General features: G+C 70.5%; 20 protein-coding genes. 12 read left to right on the top strand and 8 right to left on the bottom strand.

Annotation, left to right across the window (positions count from 1 at the left end):
* Positions 1 to 25: 25 nt before the first annotated feature.
* On the bottom strand, positions 26 to 724 hold the full coding sequence (locus DEU36_RS06395) for a GntR family transcriptional regulator (RefSeq protein ID WP_120263421.1): 699 nt from the start codon (positions 722 to 724) through the stop codon (positions 26 to 28).
* Positions 721 to 2,181 carry a fumarylacetoacetate hydrolase family protein gene (locus DEU36_RS06390; RefSeq protein WP_120263420.1) on the bottom strand — a complete coding sequence of 487 codons (1,461 nt, stop codon included), beginning with the start codon at positions 2,179 to 2,181 and terminating at the stop codon, positions 721 to 723. Before DEU36_RS06390 ends, DEU36_RS06395 begins: the two co-directional genes overlap by 4 nt.
* Before the next feature lie 76 nt (positions 2,182 to 2,257).
* Here DEU36_RS06390 and DEU36_RS06385 point away from each other — a divergent pair, with 76 nt between their 5' ends.
* Both DEU36_RS06385 and DEU36_RS06380 read left to right on the top strand, forming a co-directional pair.
* Positions 2,258 to 3,658: an MFS transporter gene (locus DEU36_RS06385; RefSeq protein WP_120263419.1), complete on the top strand. Its 1,401-nt coding sequence runs from the start codon at positions 2,258 to 2,260 to the stop codon at positions 3,656 to 3,658.
* 24 nt (positions 3,659 to 3,682) lie between these two features.
* Positions 3,683 to 5,572 (top strand): FAD-dependent monooxygenase, encoded by a 1,890-nt coding sequence (locus tag DEU36_RS06380; protein ID WP_120263418.1) that lies wholly within the window; start codon positions 3,683 to 3,685, stop codon positions 5,570 to 5,572.
* On the opposite strand, the gene DEU36_RS06375 is transcribed toward DEU36_RS06380, so the two are convergent.
* Positions 5,569 to 7,221 carry a thiamine pyrophosphate-binding protein gene (locus tag DEU36_RS06375; RefSeq protein ID WP_120263417.1) on the bottom strand — a complete coding sequence of 551 codons (1,653 nt, stop codon included), beginning with the start codon at positions 7,219 to 7,221 and terminating at the stop codon, positions 5,569 to 5,571. The two genes, DEU36_RS06380 and DEU36_RS06375, sit on opposite strands and share 4 nt — an antisense overlap.
* A gap of 161 nt (positions 7,222 to 7,382) precedes the next feature.
* Complete coding sequence (locus DEU36_RS06370) at positions 7,383 to 7,739, bottom strand: hypothetical protein (RefSeq protein WP_120263416.1); 357 nt, start codon at positions 7,737 to 7,739, stop codon at positions 7,383 to 7,385.
* Between the two features lie 180 nt (positions 7,740 to 7,919).
* On the opposite strand from DEU36_RS06370, the gene DEU36_RS06365 reads away from it, so the two are divergent.
* Positions 7,920 to 8,429 (top strand): MarR family winged helix-turn-helix transcriptional regulator, encoded by a 510-nt coding sequence (locus DEU36_RS06365; RefSeq protein ID WP_120263415.1) that lies wholly within the window; start codon positions 7,920 to 7,922, stop codon positions 8,427 to 8,429.
* Between the two features lie 79 nt (positions 8,430 to 8,508).
* On the opposite strand, the gene DEU36_RS16305 is transcribed toward DEU36_RS06365, so the two are convergent.
* Positions 8,509 to 8,631, bottom strand: coding sequence for a hypothetical protein (locus DEU36_RS16305; protein WP_259455242.1), 123 nt, complete (start codon positions 8,629 to 8,631; stop codon positions 8,509 to 8,511).
* A gap of 105 nt (positions 8,632 to 8,736) precedes the next feature.
* Between DEU36_RS16305 and DEU36_RS06360 the strand changes: the two genes are divergently transcribed.
* The 5 genes from DEU36_RS06360 to DEU36_RS06340 all read left to right on the top strand — a co-directional run bounded on the left by DEU36_RS06360 (position 8,737) and on the right by DEU36_RS06340 (position 12,580).
* Positions 8,737 to 8,955 carry a multidrug transporter gene (locus tag DEU36_RS06360; protein ID WP_120263414.1) on the top strand — a complete coding sequence of 73 codons (219 nt, stop codon included), beginning with the start codon at positions 8,737 to 8,739 and terminating at the stop codon, positions 8,953 to 8,955.
* A complete protein-coding gene (locus DEU36_RS06355) occupies positions 8,952 to 10,127 on the top strand; it encodes a zinc-dependent alcohol dehydrogenase (protein WP_120263413.1) in 1,176 nt (391 codons plus the stop codon). The genes DEU36_RS06360 and DEU36_RS06355 overlap by 4 nt, the downstream gene beginning before the upstream one ends.
* A 24-nt stretch (positions 10,128 to 10,151) precedes the next feature.
* Positions 10,152 to 10,592 (top strand): SRPBCC family protein, encoded by a 441-nt coding sequence (locus tag DEU36_RS06350; RefSeq protein ID WP_120263412.1) that lies wholly within the window; start codon positions 10,152 to 10,154, stop codon positions 10,590 to 10,592.
* Positions 10,589 to 12,043: an NAD(P)/FAD-dependent oxidoreductase gene (locus DEU36_RS06345; RefSeq protein WP_120263411.1), complete on the top strand. Its 1,455-nt coding sequence runs from the start codon at positions 10,589 to 10,591 to the stop codon at positions 12,041 to 12,043. Before DEU36_RS06350 ends, DEU36_RS06345 begins: the two co-directional genes overlap by 4 nt.
* A 90-nt stretch (positions 12,044 to 12,133) precedes the next feature.
* Complete coding sequence (locus DEU36_RS06340) at positions 12,134 to 12,580, top strand: MarR family winged helix-turn-helix transcriptional regulator (protein WP_183045307.1); 447 nt, start codon at positions 12,134 to 12,136, stop codon at positions 12,578 to 12,580.
* 13 nt (positions 12,581 to 12,593) lie between these two features.
* On the opposite strand, the gene DEU36_RS06335 is transcribed toward DEU36_RS06340, so the two are convergent.
* A complete protein-coding gene (locus DEU36_RS06335; RefSeq protein WP_120263409.1) occupies positions 12,594 to 12,893 on the bottom strand; it encodes an ATP-dependent DNA ligase in 300 nt (99 codons plus the stop codon).
* A 163-nt stretch (positions 12,894 to 13,056) separates the two neighbouring features.
* On the opposite strand from DEU36_RS06335, the gene DEU36_RS06330 reads away from it, so the two are divergent.
* The 3 genes from DEU36_RS06330 to DEU36_RS06320 all read left to right on the top strand — a co-directional run bounded on the left by DEU36_RS06330 (position 13,057) and on the right by DEU36_RS06320 (position 14,724).
* A complete protein-coding gene (locus tag DEU36_RS06330) occupies positions 13,057 to 13,365 on the top strand; it encodes a hypothetical protein (protein ID WP_259455241.1) in 309 nt (102 codons plus the stop codon).
* Positions 13,366 to 13,406: 41 nt separating this feature from the next.
* A complete protein-coding gene (locus DEU36_RS06325; protein ID WP_120263407.1) occupies positions 13,407 to 14,366 on the top strand; it encodes a Gfo/Idh/MocA family protein in 960 nt (319 codons plus the stop codon).
* Between the two features lie 64 nt (positions 14,367 to 14,430).
* A complete protein-coding gene (locus tag DEU36_RS06320; RefSeq protein WP_120263406.1) occupies positions 14,431 to 14,724 on the top strand; it encodes a hypothetical protein in 294 nt (97 codons plus the stop codon).
* Positions 14,725 to 14,737: 13 nt separating this feature from the next.
* Here the strand turns inward: DEU36_RS06320 and DEU36_RS06315 are convergent, their stop codons facing one another.
* Entirely contained in the window at positions 14,738 to 15,193 is a 456-nt protein-coding gene (locus DEU36_RS06315) for a CinA family protein (RefSeq protein ID WP_120263405.1), read from the bottom strand.
* 181 nt (positions 15,194 to 15,374) lie between these two features.
* Between DEU36_RS06315 and DEU36_RS06310 the strand changes: the two genes are divergently transcribed.
* Positions 15,375 to 15,965 (top strand): DoxX family protein, encoded by a 591-nt coding sequence (locus tag DEU36_RS06310; protein WP_220700897.1) that lies wholly within the window; start codon positions 15,375 to 15,377, stop codon positions 15,963 to 15,965.
* A 52-nt stretch (positions 15,966 to 16,017) separates the two neighbouring features.
* On the opposite strand, the gene DEU36_RS06305 is transcribed toward DEU36_RS06310, so the two are convergent.
* On the bottom strand, positions 16,018 to 16,623 hold the full coding sequence (locus tag DEU36_RS06305; RefSeq protein ID WP_120263404.1) for a response regulator transcription factor: 606 nt from the start codon (positions 16,621 to 16,623) through the stop codon (positions 16,018 to 16,020).

Below are 16,623 nucleotides of genomic sequence, written 5' to 3'. Positions count from 1 at the left end.
TCGTGCGTCCTTGCAACGGGGGCGGTCAGAAATTGGGCAGGCCGAGCGCCTGATCGGGGTGCTCGTGGGTCATATAGGCGTCGAGAGTCGCGGAGCGGTGGCGTCGTGCGGCGTGCTCGATCTCCGTCAGCGGTGCTCCGCGTTCGATGAGCGCGACGATGTGCTCGTGCTCGCGCACCGACTCCTGCGCGCGGCCCGGCACGAAGCTGAACGTCGAGTCGCGCAGGTGTCCGAGCCGCGCCCACTCGGTCTGCACGAGCTCGAGCATCCGCGGGTTCGCGCACCGCTCGAACAGCACGGCGTGGAACTCCTGGTTCAGGCGCGTGAACGACCGCGGGTCGAAGTGGTCGAGCGATTCGGTCATCAGGTCGTTGATCTCGCGCGCGCGTCGGATGTCGTCGACGTCGAGCGCACGCGCGGCGAGCGCCGTCGCCGCGCCCTCGAGGATCGACAGCGCCTGCATGCTGAACCGGTACTGAGAGTCATCGACCATCGCGACGCGGGCACCGATGTTGCGCTCGAAGGTCACGAGCCCTTCGGCCTCGAGCTGCCGGATCGCTTCGCGCACCGGTACGACGCTCATGTCGAGCTCGCCGGCGATCGTCCCGAGCACGAGCCGGTAACCGGGGGTGAACTCCTGTTCGGCGATGCGCTCGCGGATCCACTGGTACGCACGCTGCGACTTGCTCTGCGTCTCGGGCAGGGGAGGCGTCGACGGTGTCATGCGCCGCGCTCGCCGTCGTACCGGGCTCGCCAGGCCGCGTTCATCGGGAACAGGCCGTCGACGGATGCGCCCTCCGCGACGCGCGCGGCGATCCAGGCGTCCTCGTCCTCTTGGGCGAGCGCGGCATCGACGACCTCGGCCACGAGAGCGGGCGGGATGACGATCACGCCGTCCGCGTCGCCCACGATGACATCGCCGGGCTGGACGGTCGCGCCGCCGCAGGCGATGGTGCCGCCCGCCTCCCACGGGACGTGCCTGCGGCCCAGCACGGCCGGGTGCGGTCCCGCCGTGTAGACCGGGAGTCCGATCTCGGCGACGGCGGCGTAGTCGCGCACGCCGCCGTCGGTCACCACGCCGGCGGCTCCCCGGGTCTGGGCGCGGAGGGCGAGGATGTCGCCGAGCGTGCCCGACCCGGTCTCGCCCCGCGCCTCGATGATGATCACCTCGCCGGGCGAGACCGAGTCGAAGGCCTGCTTCTGCGCGTTGAAGCCACCGCCGTGACGGGCGAAGAGGTCGGCGCGGAAGGGCACGAATCGCAACGTGGCGGCGGTTCCGACGAGCGTGCGGCCCGGGTGCATCGGGTGCACACCGTCGATCGAGACGTCATCGAGACCGCGCTTGCGCAGCTGCTGAGAAAGCGCGGCGACGGGGACGCGCTCGAGCTTGGCGCGGAGGTCCGCGGTGAGAACGGATGCCGGTGCCTCGGGCAGCCCGGCCGCGGCACGCGACCCCCAGGCCTCTTCGCGCTGGACGTCGTCGACAGCGGGCAGCGACCCGAGCGCGGGGTCGAAGCTGACATCGGAGCCGGCGGCGACAGTGGTGACCAGACGCCCGGAGGTGGCGCCGGTGTCGAGCGCGTCGACCTCGACCTCGACGACGTCGCCGGGTCCGATGACCGACGATCCGGCCGGCGTCCCCGTCAGGATGACGTCTCCGGTCTCGAGGGTCAGGTGCTGGGAGAGGTCGGCGACGATCTGCGCCAGGGGGAACAGCATCCTCGCGCTCGTGTCGTCCTGCACGAGGGCGCCGTTGACCCAGGTGCGGACCCGCAGCCGGTACGGGTCGACGGTGCGCGCGTCGATGAGGTCCGGACCGAGGGGCGTGAAGCCGTCGCGGCTCTTCGAGCGGAGGTTCGACCCCTTGTCGGCGGAGCGCAGGTCGTAGACGCCGAGGTCGTTGGCCGCGGTGATCGCGGCGACGTGGTTCCACGCCTCGGCGAGGCCGATACGAAAGGTGTCGCGGCCGATGATCAGCGCGATCTCGCCCTCGAAGGCGAGCAGCTCGGTGCCGGCGGGGCGCTCGACCGTGCCGCCGGTGGTGGTGATCGAGCTCGCCGCCTTCAGGAAGTACGAGGGGGCGGCGGGCGTGCGTCCGCGCTGGGCCGCCCGGGATGCGTAGCTCAGGTGGACCGCGATGATCTTTCCCGGCCGACCGGAGCTTCCTCGCTCTTGTCTCATATTCGAAATCGTATATGATCATCGCCAGCAGAACAACGTCTGCAGACAACGTCGTCGACACCTCGGGAGCACGAAGATGAGCACCCCCACATCCACACCCGGTCCGGCCGCACGCAGCGGATTCACCCCGACCGGGACCATCGCCACCACCGCCGACCGCCGCCGCGTGGTCTTCGCCACCGTCGTCGGGACGACGGTCGAGTGGTACGACTTCTTCATCTATGCCACGGCGGTCGGGCTGGTCTTCGGCCAGCTCTTCTTCGCCCCGCTCGGCGCCAACAGCGCTTTGATCGGATTCGCCACCGTCGGCGTGAGCTTCCTCTTCCGCCCCCTCGGGGCGTTCCTCGCCGGTCACCTCGGCGACCGGCTCGGACGCAAGCTCGTGCTGATGTGGACGCTCATCCTCATGGGGGTCGCCACCGCTCTCATCGGCCTGCTGCCCACGTACGAGACGATCGGTCTCGCCGCGCCCGTCATCCTCGTGCTGCTGCGCATCGTCCAGGGCATCTCAGCGGGCGGGGAATGGGGCGGCGCGGTGCTCATGGCCGTCGAGCACGCCCCGAAGACGCGCCGTGGTGCGTTCGGGGCGTCGCCGCAGATCGGCGTGCCGCTCGGGCTGCTCCTCGCATCGGGAGTCATGGCGCTCATGGCCATGATCGCTCCGGGAGACGCGTTCCTCGCCTGGGGCTGGCGGGTGCCGTTCCTCCTGAGCGTGGTGCTCATCCTCGTCGGCTGGTACGTGCGTCGCCGCGTCGAGGAGAGCCCCGTGTTCACCGAGCTCGCCGAACGCCGCGAGAAGGCGCAGATGCCGATCGTGCAGCTGTTCCGCAAGCACGCCGCCCTTGTGATCATCGCGGCGTTCGTCTTCGCGGGCAACAACGCCGTCGGCTACATGACCACCGGCGGTTACATCCAGAACTACGCCACGAACCCCGACGGCCCCCTCGCCTTCGACCGCGAACCGGTGCTGTGGGCGGTCGCCGGCTCGGCGGTCACCTGGCTCATCACGACCCTCATCGCCGGCTTCCTCTCCGACCGGATCGGTCGCCGGACGACCTACATCGCCGGCTGGATCCTCCAGCTCGCGGGCGTGTTCGCCCTCTTCCCGCTCGTGAACACCGGGAGCATCGGTCTCCTCTTCACCGGGCTGGCGATCCTGACGATCGGGCTGGGCCTGACGTACGGCCCGCAGGCCGCGCTGTACGCCGAGCTCTTCCCGGCATCCATCCGGTTCTCGGGGGTCTCGATCTCATACGCCATCGGCGCCATTCTCGGCGGCGCGTTCGCGCCGACCATCGCCACGGCGCTCGTGCAGGCGACGGGCTCGACGATGTCGGTGACGTGGTACCTGGCCGGGATGACGGTCCTCGGGCTCGTCGCGACGCTGCTCCTGCGCGATCGCAGCGGCATCCCGCTCGACCCCGACCACGAGGCCGAGCAGTCGGTCAGCCCGATCGTCGGCATCGGTCGACGCTGAGCGCGGCGGCGAGGAGGGGGCACGATGCAGTTCCACCATCACGGCTACGTCTCGGGGGATCCCCGCGTGCAGCCCGCTGCCGGTCGCGGGCTGCACCGCTCGGCTGAGCTGCCCGATGAGACCGACGTCCTGATCGTCGGCTCGGGACCGGCGGGGATGCTGCTGGCGGCGCAGCTGTCGCAGTTCCCCGACGTCGACGTCCGCCTGATCGAGCGCCGGGTCGGGCGACTCGAGCTGGGGCAGGCCGACGGCATCCAGCCGCGCAGCGTCGAGACCTTCCAAGCCTTCGGGTTCGCCGAGCGCATCATGGCCGAGGCCTACAACATCGGCTGGATGAACTTCTGGGCGCCCGACCCCGCCGACCCGGTGCGCATCGTGCGCACCATGCGCACCGAGGACTACGCGCTGCGAATGAGCGAGTTCCCGCACCTGATCGTCAATCAAGCGCGCGTGCTCGACTACTTCGCCGAGGCTGCGGCGCAGGGCCCGGGGCGCGTCGTGCCGGACTACGGCGTCGAGTTCCTCGGGCTGACGGTCCGTGACGAGGGCGACTTCCCCGTCGAGGCGCGCGTCCGTCATCTCACGGGAGAGCGGGCGGGGGAGGAGCGCACGATCCGCGCGAAGTACGTCGCGGGGTGCGACGGTGCGCGCAGCCGCGTGCGCGACGCGATCGGGCGGGTCCACGTCGGTGAGGCATCCGCTCACGCGTGGGGCGTCATGGATGTGCTGGTGAACACCGACTTCCCCGACTGGCGGATCAAGTGCGCGATCAACTCGGCCGCCGGCAACATCCTGCACATCCCGCGGGAGGGCGGTTACCTCAGCCGCATGTACATCGATCTCGGCGCGGTGGCCCCCGACGACGACCACCGTGTGCGGCAGACGCCGATCGACGAGATCATCCGGCGAGCTAACGCGATCCTGCATCCGTACTCGATCGACGTGAAGGAAGTCGCCTGGCACAGCGTCTACGAGGTCGGACACCGTGTCACAGACGGCTTCGACGACGTCCCGGCGGGGGCCGAGCGTGCGCCGCGCGTGTTCCTCACCGGTGATGCCTGCCACACCCACAGCGCGAAAGCCGGTCAGGGGATGAACGTCTCGATGCAGGACGGGTTCAACCTCGGGTGGAAGCTCGGTCATGTCCTGACGGGGTTGGCTGCGCCGTCGCTGCTGTCCACGTACTCAGCGGAGCGGCGCCCCGTCGCGCAGCAGCTCATCGACTTCGACCGGGAGTGGTCGGCCCTCATGGCGCGAAAGCCCGAGGAGATCACTGATCCGCAAGACCTCGCGACGCACTACCTGGCGACGGCCGAGTTCCCCTCGGGCTTCCGAACGCGCTACGCACCGTCGGTGATCGTCGCCGACGGTGCCCACCAGGAGCTCGCTTCGGGGTTCCCGATCGGCATGCGCTTCGCCTCGGTCGAGGTCGCGCGCGTCGCCGACGGCAACGCGGTCCACCTCGGTCACCATGCCCGCGCCGACGGGCGGTGGCGCATCTACGCGTTCGCCGACGCCCCGTTGCCTGGCGCGCCCTCGGCCCTCGACGACTTCGCGCGGTGGCTGGCGTCGCCGGTGTCGCCGGTGTCCGTGCACACCCCCGCGGGCGCCGACGTCGATGCGGTGTTCGACGTCAAGGTCGTGTACCAGCAGCGGTACGACGAGATCGAGCTGCCGCTCGTGCCCGACGTCTTCCGTCCGAGCACGGGCCCGCTCGGCCTGACGGACTGGGAGAAGGTGTTCGCCGCGGCGCCGAGCGCGTGGCACGATTCCGACATCTTCGACGAGCGGGGGCTCTCGCGAGACGGGGTCGTCGTGGTCGTCCGCCCCGACCAGTACGTGGCCGCCGTGCTGCCGCTGACCGCGACGGACGAGCTCGCCCGCTTCTTCGCGGCAGCACTGCTGCCGCGCTAGGAGTTCACGCGCAGGATCTCCTCCTGGTACGGCGCGCGGATCTGCGCCGACACCCGCAGGTCGAGCAGGAGGAACGGCCGCTCATCGGCGGGGCGATCGCGCCACCGGGCGAGGGCCTCGAGATCGTCGAGTGCGCGCACGACGACGCCCTCACCGCCGACAGCGCGGCACAGCGCGGCGAAGTCGACCTCGGGGATGAGCATGGGGGCGGGCGCGAGGCCTTGTGCGCCGTAGAGGTGCACCTCGGCGCCGTACGCGCGATCGTTCCACACGACGGCGAGGCCGCGGCCGCCCGCGACCCGCACCGCGGACTCGAGGTCGCTGACGGCCATGAGTCCGCCGCCATCACCGGTCGTCAGCACGATCGTCGCGTCGGGGCGGGCGCGAGCCGCGCCGGGGACGGAGGGGAAGCCGAGTCCGATCGACTGATACGCCGTGCCCACCATCATCATCCGGTCGGGCGACGACACGGGCCAGTACATGTTCGCCCACCCGATGAAGTGTCCGCCGTCCGACACGACGACGCGGTCCTCGGGCAGCAGCTCTCCGATCCGCCGCGCGGCGGACCGGGGGTCGAGGCGCCCATCGGGGGCGAGAGCCTCGCCGGGGTGGTGGTCGCGCAGGTCGGCGATGTCGAGCGATTCGCGCCAGCCGCTCGCGGGAGCACCGATAGCGGTGAGCTCGTCGGCGATCGCCCGGGCGGCGAGGGCCGCGTCGGCGCGCACGTAGAGCCCGACATGCGGATGCGTCGCCGTGGGGGCCGTGTCGATCTGTGCGACGGTCGTCCCGGGTGAGAACAGGGCGCCGAACCGCATCGTGAACTGATTCAGCGACGCGCCCACGACGACCACGACATCGGCTTCGCGGATGAGGTGCATCGCGCCCTCGGCGCCGAAGCCGCCCGTGACTCCGAGGTCGAACTCCGGGCGGGGGAAGAGGCCGCGTCCGAGCGCGGTGGTCGCGGTCACGGCGCCGGTGGCGTCGGCGATGTCTCCGAGTGCTCGTCCCGCTCCCGCGAGCCAGGCGCCCCGGCCGGCCAGGATGAGGGGGCGCTGCGACGTCGCGAGCGCGCGGGCGATCTGTGCGACCGTGCCCGCCGCGAACGGTGTGGTCGGAGCCGGTGCTGCGCTGTGCCGCGGCTCGGGCGTGTCGGTCAGCGGCCCGGCGTCGGCCTTCGCGACGTCGTAGGGGATCGCCAGGACGACGGGGGCGGAGTACGCGAGGGCGTGCTCGATCGCGATGATGGTCGTGGCGGCGGCATCCGTTCGGCCGACCGTGTACGTGCGGACCCCGACCGCCGAGGCGAGGGCGATCTGGTCGACGTCCCACGGGCGCGGTCCCGACGTCGGAGCGTCGCCGACGACCAGTACCAGCGGGGTGCGTGCCTGAGCCGCCTCGGCGAGCGGCGTCAGGGTGTTCGTGAAGCCCGCGCCGTACGTCGCGGTCGCTGCCGCGAGGCCGCCTCCGGCACGGTAGTGGGCATCGGCGGCGACCACGCCGCCGGCTTCATGGCGAAGCGCGGTGAAGGTGACGCCGGGCGAACGCTCGAGTGCATCGAGCAGATGGGCGTTGCCGTTGCCCATCACGCCGAAGACGTGCGATACGTGTCGGGCGAGGACTGCGGAGACATGCGCGGAGACGGAGGGCATGGCGATGCCTTTCGAGACGGGACGGTGATGGAGGCCGTATGTGTCTCACGCGCGGATGCCGCTTCGTGCCCATTTTTCGAGCACCGACGGCAACGCCGCCGCCGGACGTTCCGATTATAGGAACGACCGACGACGGCGTGAAGTGTGCGGTGCGGTGCGGGTCAGGCCGGGACCTTCAGCCGCGGCACTCCGGCGGTCACGGGGCGCAGCTCCCGCTGCGGGGCCTCGGGGATCTCCTGATCGAGAGCCACGATGAGACCGGCGGACGACGTCGCGGCGTTGGCCATGTCGCGGACAGCGGCCGGGTTGAGGACCTCCATGTCGGCGCTTCCGAAGACGAAGCGCAGGGGGATCGACGGCTGCAGCCAGATCGACGAACGACCTCCGTCGCCGGTCCACGACATCATGAAGCTCTCGTTGCGCCGGAGCTTGGTCGCGATGACGACCTTCAGGTGCGCGAGCAGGCGGTCCGGGATCTCGATGCGGGTGTCGGAGTTTCCGTAGTGGAGCTGTCCCATGCTGTCCTCCTGAGATCGTCGATGAGAGAGGAAAGTGTTGGTTCCCTCGTTAAGTATCTAGCCAGACAAGACACTTCCTGTCAATTCTTAGATCTTATGTATCTCACGATCTGTGAAAGACGGAATCTGTCAAGCCGGACTAGTGTTCTAGGATGCTGTTCGTGAGGAGGTGGCAACCCGATGCCTCAGAACGTCGTCCGTCATGAAGGACTTCATCTCTACGCGGACCAACCCCGCGATGAGGTCGGCCGTCGGTTGAGCGATGCCGTGCTGCGCCTGCGGCGCGCCGAGCAGGTGCAGGCGGGTCTCGCCGTGCGGGCGTCCGAGCTGTCGGCGATCGACCTGACGGCGCTGCGGTACCTCGTCCAGGGTCACCGGGACGGCCGCGACCTGGGCCCGAAGGACCTCATCGTCATGCTCGCCACCTCGAGCGCGACCGTGACCAACGTCGTCGAGCGCCTCGCATCGAAGGGCCTGGTCGAACGCGTCCAGCACCCCAGCGACCGCCGCGCGCACTACCTCGTTCCCACGGAGGCGGCGATCGAGCGGGTGGATGCCGCCTTCGCCGCCCATCACCGCGCGATCGTCACCGTCATCGATGAGCTCGACGCCGACCGGGCCGCCATCGCCGCCGAGGTCATGGACCTGCTCGCCGCAGCCCTCGACGACGTCGCCGGACGCAGCGCCTGACGAGCCTGAACATGCCGGGGGCCGGCTCCACCTCGGTGGATGCCGGCCCCCGGCTCATTGCGTTCAGCTGATCTCGTGGTCAGCTGTCTTCGCCCTCGGCCTGCGAGGGGTGTCCCGTCGCCTCCTCCGGGGCTTCGCCCGTGTCGGGGTGTTCGGGGTCGGCACCTTCGGCCTGACTGGGCTTCGCGTCGTGTCGCGACATCGACGGTCTCCTTCCGGGATGGGCTTGTCGTCCCCTGGCTATCACGCTTGCCAGGTCGTCGCCATCCCCTCGCCCCGGTCGGGGCGACGTGCTTACGGTCGGCCCATGTCCGACTCATCTGAACCCCTGACCGACGAGAACGACCGCCGTGAAGAGCTGCTGCGCGCCGGCGGCTCGACCGAGGCCGACGCGGCACCGCGTATCGAGACGAGCGAGCACGATGGTGTGACGCGCATCGACATCGCCGAGACCGCCGCCGTGCGCCCCGGCCCCGGCCCCGGCACGCCCGAAGCCGACGGCGACGGATCGGAGGAGGCGCGATGAAGGCACTCACCTGGCAGGGGCGCCGCAACGTCTCGGTCGAGAACGTGCCCGATCCCGAGATCCTCGAGCCGACGGACGCGATCGTGCGGATCACGTCGACGGCGATCTGCGGGTCGGATCTGCACCTCTACGAGATCTTCGGGCCGTTCATCGACCGCGGCGACGTGCTCGGCCACGAGCCGATGGGCGTCGTCGTCGAGGTCGGCTCGGCGGTGACGAACCTCGCGGTCGGCGACCGGGTCGTGGTGCCGTTCAACATCTCATGCGGCCACTGCTTCATGTGCCGGAGGGGACTGCAGTCCCAGTGCGAGACGACCCAGGTGACGGAGTACGGCAGCGGTGCGTCGCTGTTCGGCTACACGAAGCTGTACGGTCAGGTTGCGGGAGGGCAGGCCGAGTACCTCCGCGTGCCGCTCGCCGACTACAACCACATCCGGGTCGGTTCCGACCTGCCCGACGACCGTTACCTGTTCCTCAGCGACATCCTCCCGACCGCATGGCAGGGCGTCGAGTATGCCGACGTGCCCGACGGCGGGACGCTCGCCGTCATGGGCCTCGGTCCCGTGGGGCAGTTCGTCGCTCGCGTCGGCGCGCATCGCGGCTACCGGGTGCTCGCGGTCGATCCTGTCGCCGAGCGGCGTGCGATGGCCGAACGACACGGCGCGGAGGTGTTCGACCTGACCGACTCGGTGGTCGACGAGCTCCGTGATCTCACCGACGGACGTGGCGCGGACGCCGTCGTCGACGCGGTCGGCATGGAGGCGCACGGCAACCCGGCCGTCTCGACCGTGCACAAGGCGTTGGGCCTGCTGCCCGACGCCCTGGCGCAGAAAGTCATGGAGACCGGCGGACTCGACCGGCTCGCCGCGCTCCACTCGTCGATCGACCTGGTGCGCCGCGGCGGCACCGTGTCGATCAGCGGCGTGTACGCGGGCGAGGCCGACATGATGCCGATGAAGACGATGTTCGACAAGCAGCTGAGCCTGCGGATGGGACAGTGCAACGTCAAGCGCTGGATCGATGACCTGCTGCCCCTCGTGGAAGATCCCGCCGACCCGCTCGGGGTCATGGATCTGACGACCCACCGCGCGCCGCTGGCCGACGCGCCGGACCTCTACGAAACTTTCCAGAAGAAGGAGGACGGCTGCATCAAGGTGGTGCTGCAGCCGTGACCTCGCCCCGGAGAGGAGACCGCCGTGTCGCGTAACGTCCGGCTCATGCACTGTGCACCCGAGGATGTCTTCGCGGTCCTGAACGACGGCTGGCTCTTCCCGGCCTGGGTCGTCGGCGCGTCGCGCATGAGAGACGTCGGCGAAGCGTGGCCGCAGAAGGGCTCGAAGCTGCACCATTCCTTCGGAGTGTGGCCCTTCGTGATCGACGACAGCACCTCGGTGCTCGAGTTCGACCCGCCCCGACGCATGGTGCTCCAGGCGCGAGGGTGGCCGGTCGGCGAGGCCCACATCACCATCGACGTCAAGCCGCGGGCCGACGACTGCGTCGTGCGGCTGCAGGAGGTCGCCGCGGAGGGGCCGGGCTCCCTCATCCCGCAGCCGCTCCTCGATCTGCCCCTCCACGTGCGCAACGCCGAGACGCTCCGGCGGCTCGCGCACCTGGCGGAGGGCGGCGCGGGACGGTGACGACCGAGTACGACGCCGTCATCGTCGGCTCGGGGCCGAACGGACTGGCGGCGGCCGTCACCCTCGCCCGCTCGGGACTGAGGGTGGCCGTCTTCGAAGCGGAGGACCACTTCGGCGGCGGCGCGGCGACGGGTGAGATCACCCTTCCGGGGTACCGGCACGACCTCTGCTCGGCGGTGCACCCGCTCGCGTTCGAATCAGCGTTCTTCCGCGAGTTCGGACTCCGTCGGCGGGTCGAGTTCGTCGTGCCCGAGGTGTCGTACGCGCACCCGCTCGACGGTGGGGCGGCCCTGGCCTATCGCGACCTCGACCGCACCGCCGACGGCCTGGGCGTCGACGGCCGCGCATACGCACGACTGATGGCCCCCCTCGTCGACCGCGTGCGGGGGATCGCCGATTTCACGAGTGGCTCGCTGCTGCGCGTGCCCGGTGATCCGATCGCCGCGGCCTGGTTCGGGGCTCGCACCCTCGAACAGGGGACGGCGGCATGGAACCTGCGGTTCCGCGAGCAGGCCGCACCGGCGCTCGTGTCGGGGGTCGCGGCCCACACGATCCTGGGTCTGCCCACGCTCGCGGCGGCCGGTGGCGGACTCGCGCTCGCGACCTACGGCCACGCTCGGGGGTGGCCGATCCCGGTGGGCGGCAGTGGCGCCATCGTCGCGGCGATGGTCAACGACATCCGCGCCCACGGCGGCCAGCTCTTCGCGAGTCGCCGCATCAGCTCGCTCGACGAGCTGCCCTCCGCGCGTGCGCTTCTGCTGGATGTCACCCCGCGAGCCCTCATCGGGATGTCGGGTGAGCGGATGCCGGCGCGCTACCGCCACCGCCTCGAGCGCTTCCGCTATGGCGACGCCGTCGCGAAGGTCGATTTCGCGCTCTCGGCGCCCGTGCCGTGGCGCGATCCGGACATCGCGCGCAGTGGCACGGTGCACGTGGGCGGCATGCGGTCGGAGATCGCGGCCTCGGAGAACGCGGTGCGGGCGGGTCGCCTGCCCGATGCGCCATACGTGCTGGTCGCCCAGCCATCGCTGTTCGACGAGAGCCGCGCGCCGGCCGGCCACCACACGTTGTGGGCGTACACGCACGTCCCCGCGGGCAGCGACGTCGACCGCACGGAGGCGATCGTGCGTCAGATCGAACGCTTCGCGCCGGGCTTCCGCGACACGATCCTCGGCACACGCTCCGAGACCGCGCGGCAGGTGGCGACCCGTAACCTGAACTACCCTGACGGCGACATCTCCGCCGGTGTGCCGTCGCTCGACCAGCTGATCGCGCGGCCCGTGCTCGCCCGCGACCCGTGGCGGACGCCGATGACGGGGGTGTACCTCTGCTCGTCGTCGACGAGTCCGGGGCCGGGTGTGCACGGCCTGGCGGGGTGGTGGGCGGCGCTGAGCGCGTTGCGGCACGAGTTCGGTGTGCGCACCCGGCCCGACCTGTCGCCGCGTCTCTAGGGTCGCGATGTGTCCGAGTCAAGCGGAAGTGCGTCGATCCGCCGCGCTCTTACAGTGGACGGATCATCGTCGTCTGCGGGAGGTTCCATGGTGAGCGGTTCGTCCGAGCCCGAATCCGTCGCGCGTGCGGTCGAGCGTCTGCGGTTGGCCGAAGCCAGTCTGGCTCGGCGTCGGCAGAGCGACTGCGGTCCGAGTGAGACCGCGCGCGCCGCGATGCGCGTCGTCTACGACAGTGCGGATGCCGGCAAGCGCGTCACTCCGACCGATATCGCGGCGACGCTCGGCATCTCGACGCCGACGGCCACCACGATGCTGAAGCGACTCCACGACGGGGGGCTCGTCGCGTTTCAGCGGAACCCCGACGACGGCCGGAGCAAGTACGTCGTCCCGACCGACCGCAACGCCGACGTCGAGGGCGTCGATCCGCTCACGGTCCGTGTCCGCGACATCGCGCGCGGGCTCGACGAGGAGACCGCCGCCAAGCTGGCGACCCTTCTCGACGCGATCGCGGAGGCCGTCGACGAGGAGTGCCGCTGAGGCACGCGGGTCGTCAGGCGTCGGCGGTCGCCGGCTCCGGGATCACACGGAGGCCGTTCGCCCCGCCCGCCTCGAGCATGAGCGCCTCGACCCAGTGCCGGTTGATCGTCGGCGGTCGGCTGCCGCTGAAGAGGAACACCATCGGCACCGCCGGATGCACCCAGACGCTGAACAGCCCACTGTCGGTCGAGCGATGGAACATGAAGGGCTCGTTGCGTCGCAACTTGTTCATGAAGACCACCCGCAGGTGCGCGAGCAGACGGTCCTCGACGTCGAACGTCCGCCCCTGGCTTCCGTAAACGAGTGTTCCCACGGACGCGAGGCTAATCGCGGGTTCCGGCCTAACTAATTCCGGTTAGTTAGGCGAACTAGTTAGGCCGTGTTGCTCGTGCGTAAACCCCGCGTGAACTTCTGTCAAGCGGCTAGGTGCGGCGGGCCCGGGGCGCGACACTCGGTGAAGAGCGACAGGAGTGGTCATGGTTCTGGATATGTCACCGATCGCCCGCAAGCCCAGCGCGGTGCGCCTGGCCACATCGGGAGCGCTTCGTCAGCTACCCACTCGGCGCCCCGAGCCCGCGAGCGCGCAGGCGGATGTCCGCTGGGAGCTCGTCGACGTCGACCGCTACGAGGTGCGCGAGGGCGAGGTCGTCCTCGGATTCATCGACGTCGTCGGCGCCGTCTTCGTCGCGCTCGGCGGCCCGTGGTACTCGGCCGCGGTCGAATTGCGGCAGACGCTGCGTTTCGACGAAGCGGTGCAGACGCTGCGTTCGACCCGGCGCCACTGACGGCGCTCGGAGCCGAGGCCGCGGCCTTCTAGGCTGAAGGCATGATCCGGATCGCGACCGTCGGCACGAGCGTCATCACCGACGCGTTCATCGGCGCGGCATCCCGCACCCCCGGCATCGAGGTCGCCGCGGTCTCCTCGCGCGACGGTGCGAAGGCGCGCTCGTACGCGGATCGTCTGGGCGTGGCCGGGGCGTTCGCGGGCCTGGACGCGGTCCTGGCCGACCCCGGTATCGACGCGGTCTACATCGGGTCGCCCAACTCGGCGCACGCACCGCAGGTCGCAGCCGCCATCGCAGCCGGAAAGCACGTGCTCGTCGAGAAGCCCGCGGTCGCCTCCGCCGCCGAGTGGGACGACCTCGTCGACCGCGCCCGGCGTGCCGGGGTGGTGCTGATCGAGGCGATGCGCACGGCATATGATCCGGGCATCGGGGCTGTTCGCGAGCAGCTGGGATCGCTCGGAGTCCTCCGTCGCGCTTCGTTCCATTACGCCAAGCGGTCCTCGCGCTACGACGCTGTGCTGGCCGGAGAGACGCCGAACATCTTCGACCCCGCGATGGGCGGAGGTGCGCTCGCCGACCTCGGCGTCTACGGCGTGCATGCGGCCATCTTGCTCTTCGGCGAGCCCGCAGAGGTCTCCGCGTCGGCGGTGACGATCGCCACCGGCGCGGACGGCGCCGGTCTCGCGGTGCTGCGGTACCCGGGACTGATCGTCGACGTCGGATACTCGAAGATCACGACCGCGGTCCGGCCGAGCGAGATCCAGGGCGAGAGCGCGACGCTCCTGATCGATCATCTGGCCAGCCCGCGCCGCGTGACGCGCGTCGGGGCCGGCGGCCCCGAGTCGGAGTGGACGTCCGAGGCGCCCGTCGACACTCTCGACGGTGAGGTCGCTCGTTTCGTGGAGCTCGTCGGCGATGGCGCCGCCCCCGACGACGACCAGGTTCGGACATCGGCTACGTTGCGCACCCTCGAGCGCATTCGTCAGGCGGCCGCCGCCTGACGCATCCGTCGAGCGTGGTGTCAAGGCCCTGGGGTTCCGTGGCCGCTCGACGCAGGCTCGAATCATGCAACACTCGGGACTGCGCTGGGATGAGATCGCTGAGGATGCCTGGCGGGTATGCGATCCCGCTCGCCCGGCCTCGGATGCCGACGCCGTCGTCGCCTACGTCGAACGGCGCCGCGACGGTGTCTACGAGGTCGTGTGGCTCTGCGGGACCGCGGGGACGGAGACGTTCGTCGCGATCGGTGAGGCGGCGTTCGCCATCGCCGCCCGCCATGCCGCGTCGCGCCGGGCGGGATCGCCGCTGGCGACCAAGCCGTTGCCCATCGCGCACCGGCCTCCGCTTTCGCCGGCGTGAGGCGCGACCGCGGTCAATCTCGCATCCGATCGATGAGCAGTCCCACGGCCGCGTTCACGCTGTCGTCGATGACCTGCTCGGGTTCGCCGTCGAGCTCGAGCAGCACGTGCCCGGTGTCGTCGCCGGCGCTCCACCCGAGGTAGACCGTCCCCGGCTCATGTCCGTCGTGGGGCTCCGGTCCGCCGACGCCGGTCGCCGACACTGCGAGGTCGGCTCCCGTGAGCTCGCGGACGGCCCGCGCCAGCTGTTCGGCGCACTCGGGGGAGCAGGGATCGATGCCCTCGGCCAGATCCAGGACCCGGTGCTTCGTCTCGAGTCGGTAGGCGACGACCCCGCCGGCGAACCAGTCGCCGGCGCCCTCGGCGGCGCCGATCGTCGCGGCGAGGTTGCCCGAGGTCAGTGATTCCGCCACGGCGATCACGGTGCCGGTCTCCTGCGCGCGGCGGGCGAGTTCGTCGATGTGTGTCATGTCTCCTCCTGGGGCGACCCTAAGCACCGCGCGGCGCCGGGGGCGCGGGGATTGTCCGGAATCCGGTGCGGTGATACGTGCGCCGCACCTGCATGCAGAGTCGGGACTTTAGTCCTAGTTCGTCGGGGAGCAAACGCGAGATAGTTATGTGGTCAGACCACATACGATGAAGGAGACAGAAATGACCACGCACGCGGTCCACGCAGCCATTCCCCGTACGGAGGCTCGGACCCGCACCCAGGCGATCGCCCGCCAGGACGAGATCGTGACCTCGCTCACCGGACGCCGCACCCTCGCTGCGCTGCGCTATGCGACCGGCTTCATCTTCCTCTGGGCGTTCCTCGACAAGCTGCTCGGCCTCGGTTTCTCGACGCCGTTCGAGCGGGCGTGGATCAACGGCGGCACGCCGGCGCAGGGCTTCCTCAACAGCCCCGCCGTCACCGGCCCGCTCCAGCCGTGGTTCCAGGGCATGGCGAGCCCGCTCGCCGACGTCCTGTTCATGGGCGGCATGCTCGCCATCGGTGTCGCGGTGATGTCCGGGATCGGACTCCGCGTCGCCGCGGTCGCCGGAAGCCTCGTCATGCTCCTGATGTATCTCGCCGAGTGGCCGTTCGCCTGGGGTGCCGCATCCACCAACCCCCTCGTCGACTACCACATCGTCTACGCGCTCGCGCTGATCGTGATCGCCGTGCTCCACGCCGGCGACACCTGGGGCCTCGGCGCCATGTGGAAGAAGCTGCCTCTCGTGCAGCGCTTCCGGTGGCTCGTCTGACATCGAGTCGCCCCAGCGAAGGCACGGACCCCACCCGGGTCCGTGCCTTCGTTCATTCGCGTCCGGGGTGCCTGGCGCGCAGCGCGGCCTGCGTGCGGCTCGTGACACCCAGCGTGCGCATGATGCCGGTCAGGTGGTTCTTGACCGTCTTCTCGGCGACGCCGAGCTCGGCCGCGATCGCGCGATTCGACAGCCCGCGCGCGACCAGCGCCAAGACCTCGCGCTGCCGGCGGGGAAGGGCCTCCCCGGGCGGCACCGGCGCCGCCGCCGTGTGCAGGGTCGCGCTCAGCGGGTGCCCCGAGCCGACGCGGCGCACCGCGTCGATGAGCTCACTCGCCGCGAGGTCTTCGAGGAGGAATGCCGAGGCCCCCGCCGACGCGCTCGCGCTGCGGGCCTCATCGTCGTCGGCGGCGCTCAGGACGATGCACCTCACGCGCGGATTCATCGCCCGGAGTGCGCGACACGCGTCTGCCCCGGTGCCGTCCGCGAGTCGATAGCCGAGGACTGCGACATCCGGTCGTGTCACCTCGGCGCGTGCGGTGGCCTGTCGGGCGGTGGCCGCCTCGGCGACGACCTGCATGCCCGTGGCCGCATCGATCAGGTCGGCGACGCCGCGACGGACCAGGTCGTGGTCGGCCAGGACGAGCACGGCGAGCAT

This window comes from Microbacterium sp. AG238 (assembly GCF_003610405.1).
GTDB lineage: Bacteria > Actinomycetota > Actinomycetes > Actinomycetales > Microbacteriaceae > Microbacterium.
The sequence above is the reverse complement of the archived record's forward strand: the minus strand, read 5'-3'. Positions and strand labels throughout refer to the sequence as shown.

Coding starts and splice junctions, on each gene's coding strand:
- DEU36_RS06320 (WP_120263406.1), top strand. CDS start 14,431: ATGCAACACTCGGGACTGCGCTGGGATGAGATCGCTGAGGATGCCTGG.
- DEU36_RS06305 (WP_120263404.1), bottom strand. CDS start 16,623: ATGCTCGCCGTGCTCGTCCTGGCCGACCACGACCTGGTCCGTCGCGGC.
- DEU36_RS16305 (WP_259455242.1), bottom strand. CDS start 8,631: ATGTCGCGACACGACGCGAAGCCCAGTCAGGCCGAAGGTGCCGACCCC.
- DEU36_RS06375 (WP_120263417.1), bottom strand. CDS start 7,221: ATGCCCTCCGTCTCCGCGCATGTCTCCGCAGTCCTCGCCCGACACGTA.
- DEU36_RS06370 (WP_120263416.1), bottom strand. CDS start 7,739: ATGGGACAGCTCCACTACGGAAACTCCGACACCCGCATCGAGATCCCG.
- DEU36_RS06380 (WP_120263418.1), top strand. CDS start 3,683: ATGCAGTTCCACCATCACGGCTACGTCTCGGGGGATCCCCGCGTGCAG.
- DEU36_RS06325 (WP_120263407.1), top strand. CDS start 13,407: ATGATCCGGATCGCGACCGTCGGCACGAGCGTCATCACCGACGCGTTC.
- DEU36_RS06315 (WP_120263405.1), bottom strand. CDS start 15,193: ATGACACACATCGACGAACTCGCCCGCCGCGCGCAGGAGACCGGCACC.
- DEU36_RS06360 (WP_120263414.1), top strand. CDS start 8,737: ATGTCCGACTCATCTGAACCCCTGACCGACGAGAACGACCGCCGTGAA.
- DEU36_RS06390 (WP_120263420.1), bottom strand. CDS start 2,181: ATGAGACAAGAGCGAGGAAGCTCCGGTCGGCCGGGAAAGATCATCGCG.
- DEU36_RS06330 (WP_259455241.1), top strand. CDS start 13,057: ATGGTTCTGGATATGTCACCGATCGCCCGCAAGCCCAGCGCGGTGCGC.
- DEU36_RS06395 (WP_120263421.1), bottom strand. CDS start 724: ATGACACCGTCGACGCCTCCCCTGCCCGAGACGCAGAGCAAGTCGCAG.
- DEU36_RS06385 (WP_120263419.1), top strand. CDS start 2,258: ATGAGCACCCCCACATCCACACCCGGTCCGGCCGCACGCAGCGGATTC.
- DEU36_RS06310 (WP_220700897.1), top strand. CDS start 15,375: ATGACCACGCACGCGGTCCACGCAGCCATTCCCCGTACGGAGGCTCGG.
- DEU36_RS06365 (WP_120263415.1), top strand. CDS start 7,920: ATGCCTCAGAACGTCGTCCGTCATGAAGGACTTCATCTCTACGCGGAC.
- DEU36_RS06355 (WP_120263413.1), top strand. CDS start 8,952: ATGAAGGCACTCACCTGGCAGGGGCGCCGCAACGTCTCGGTCGAGAAC.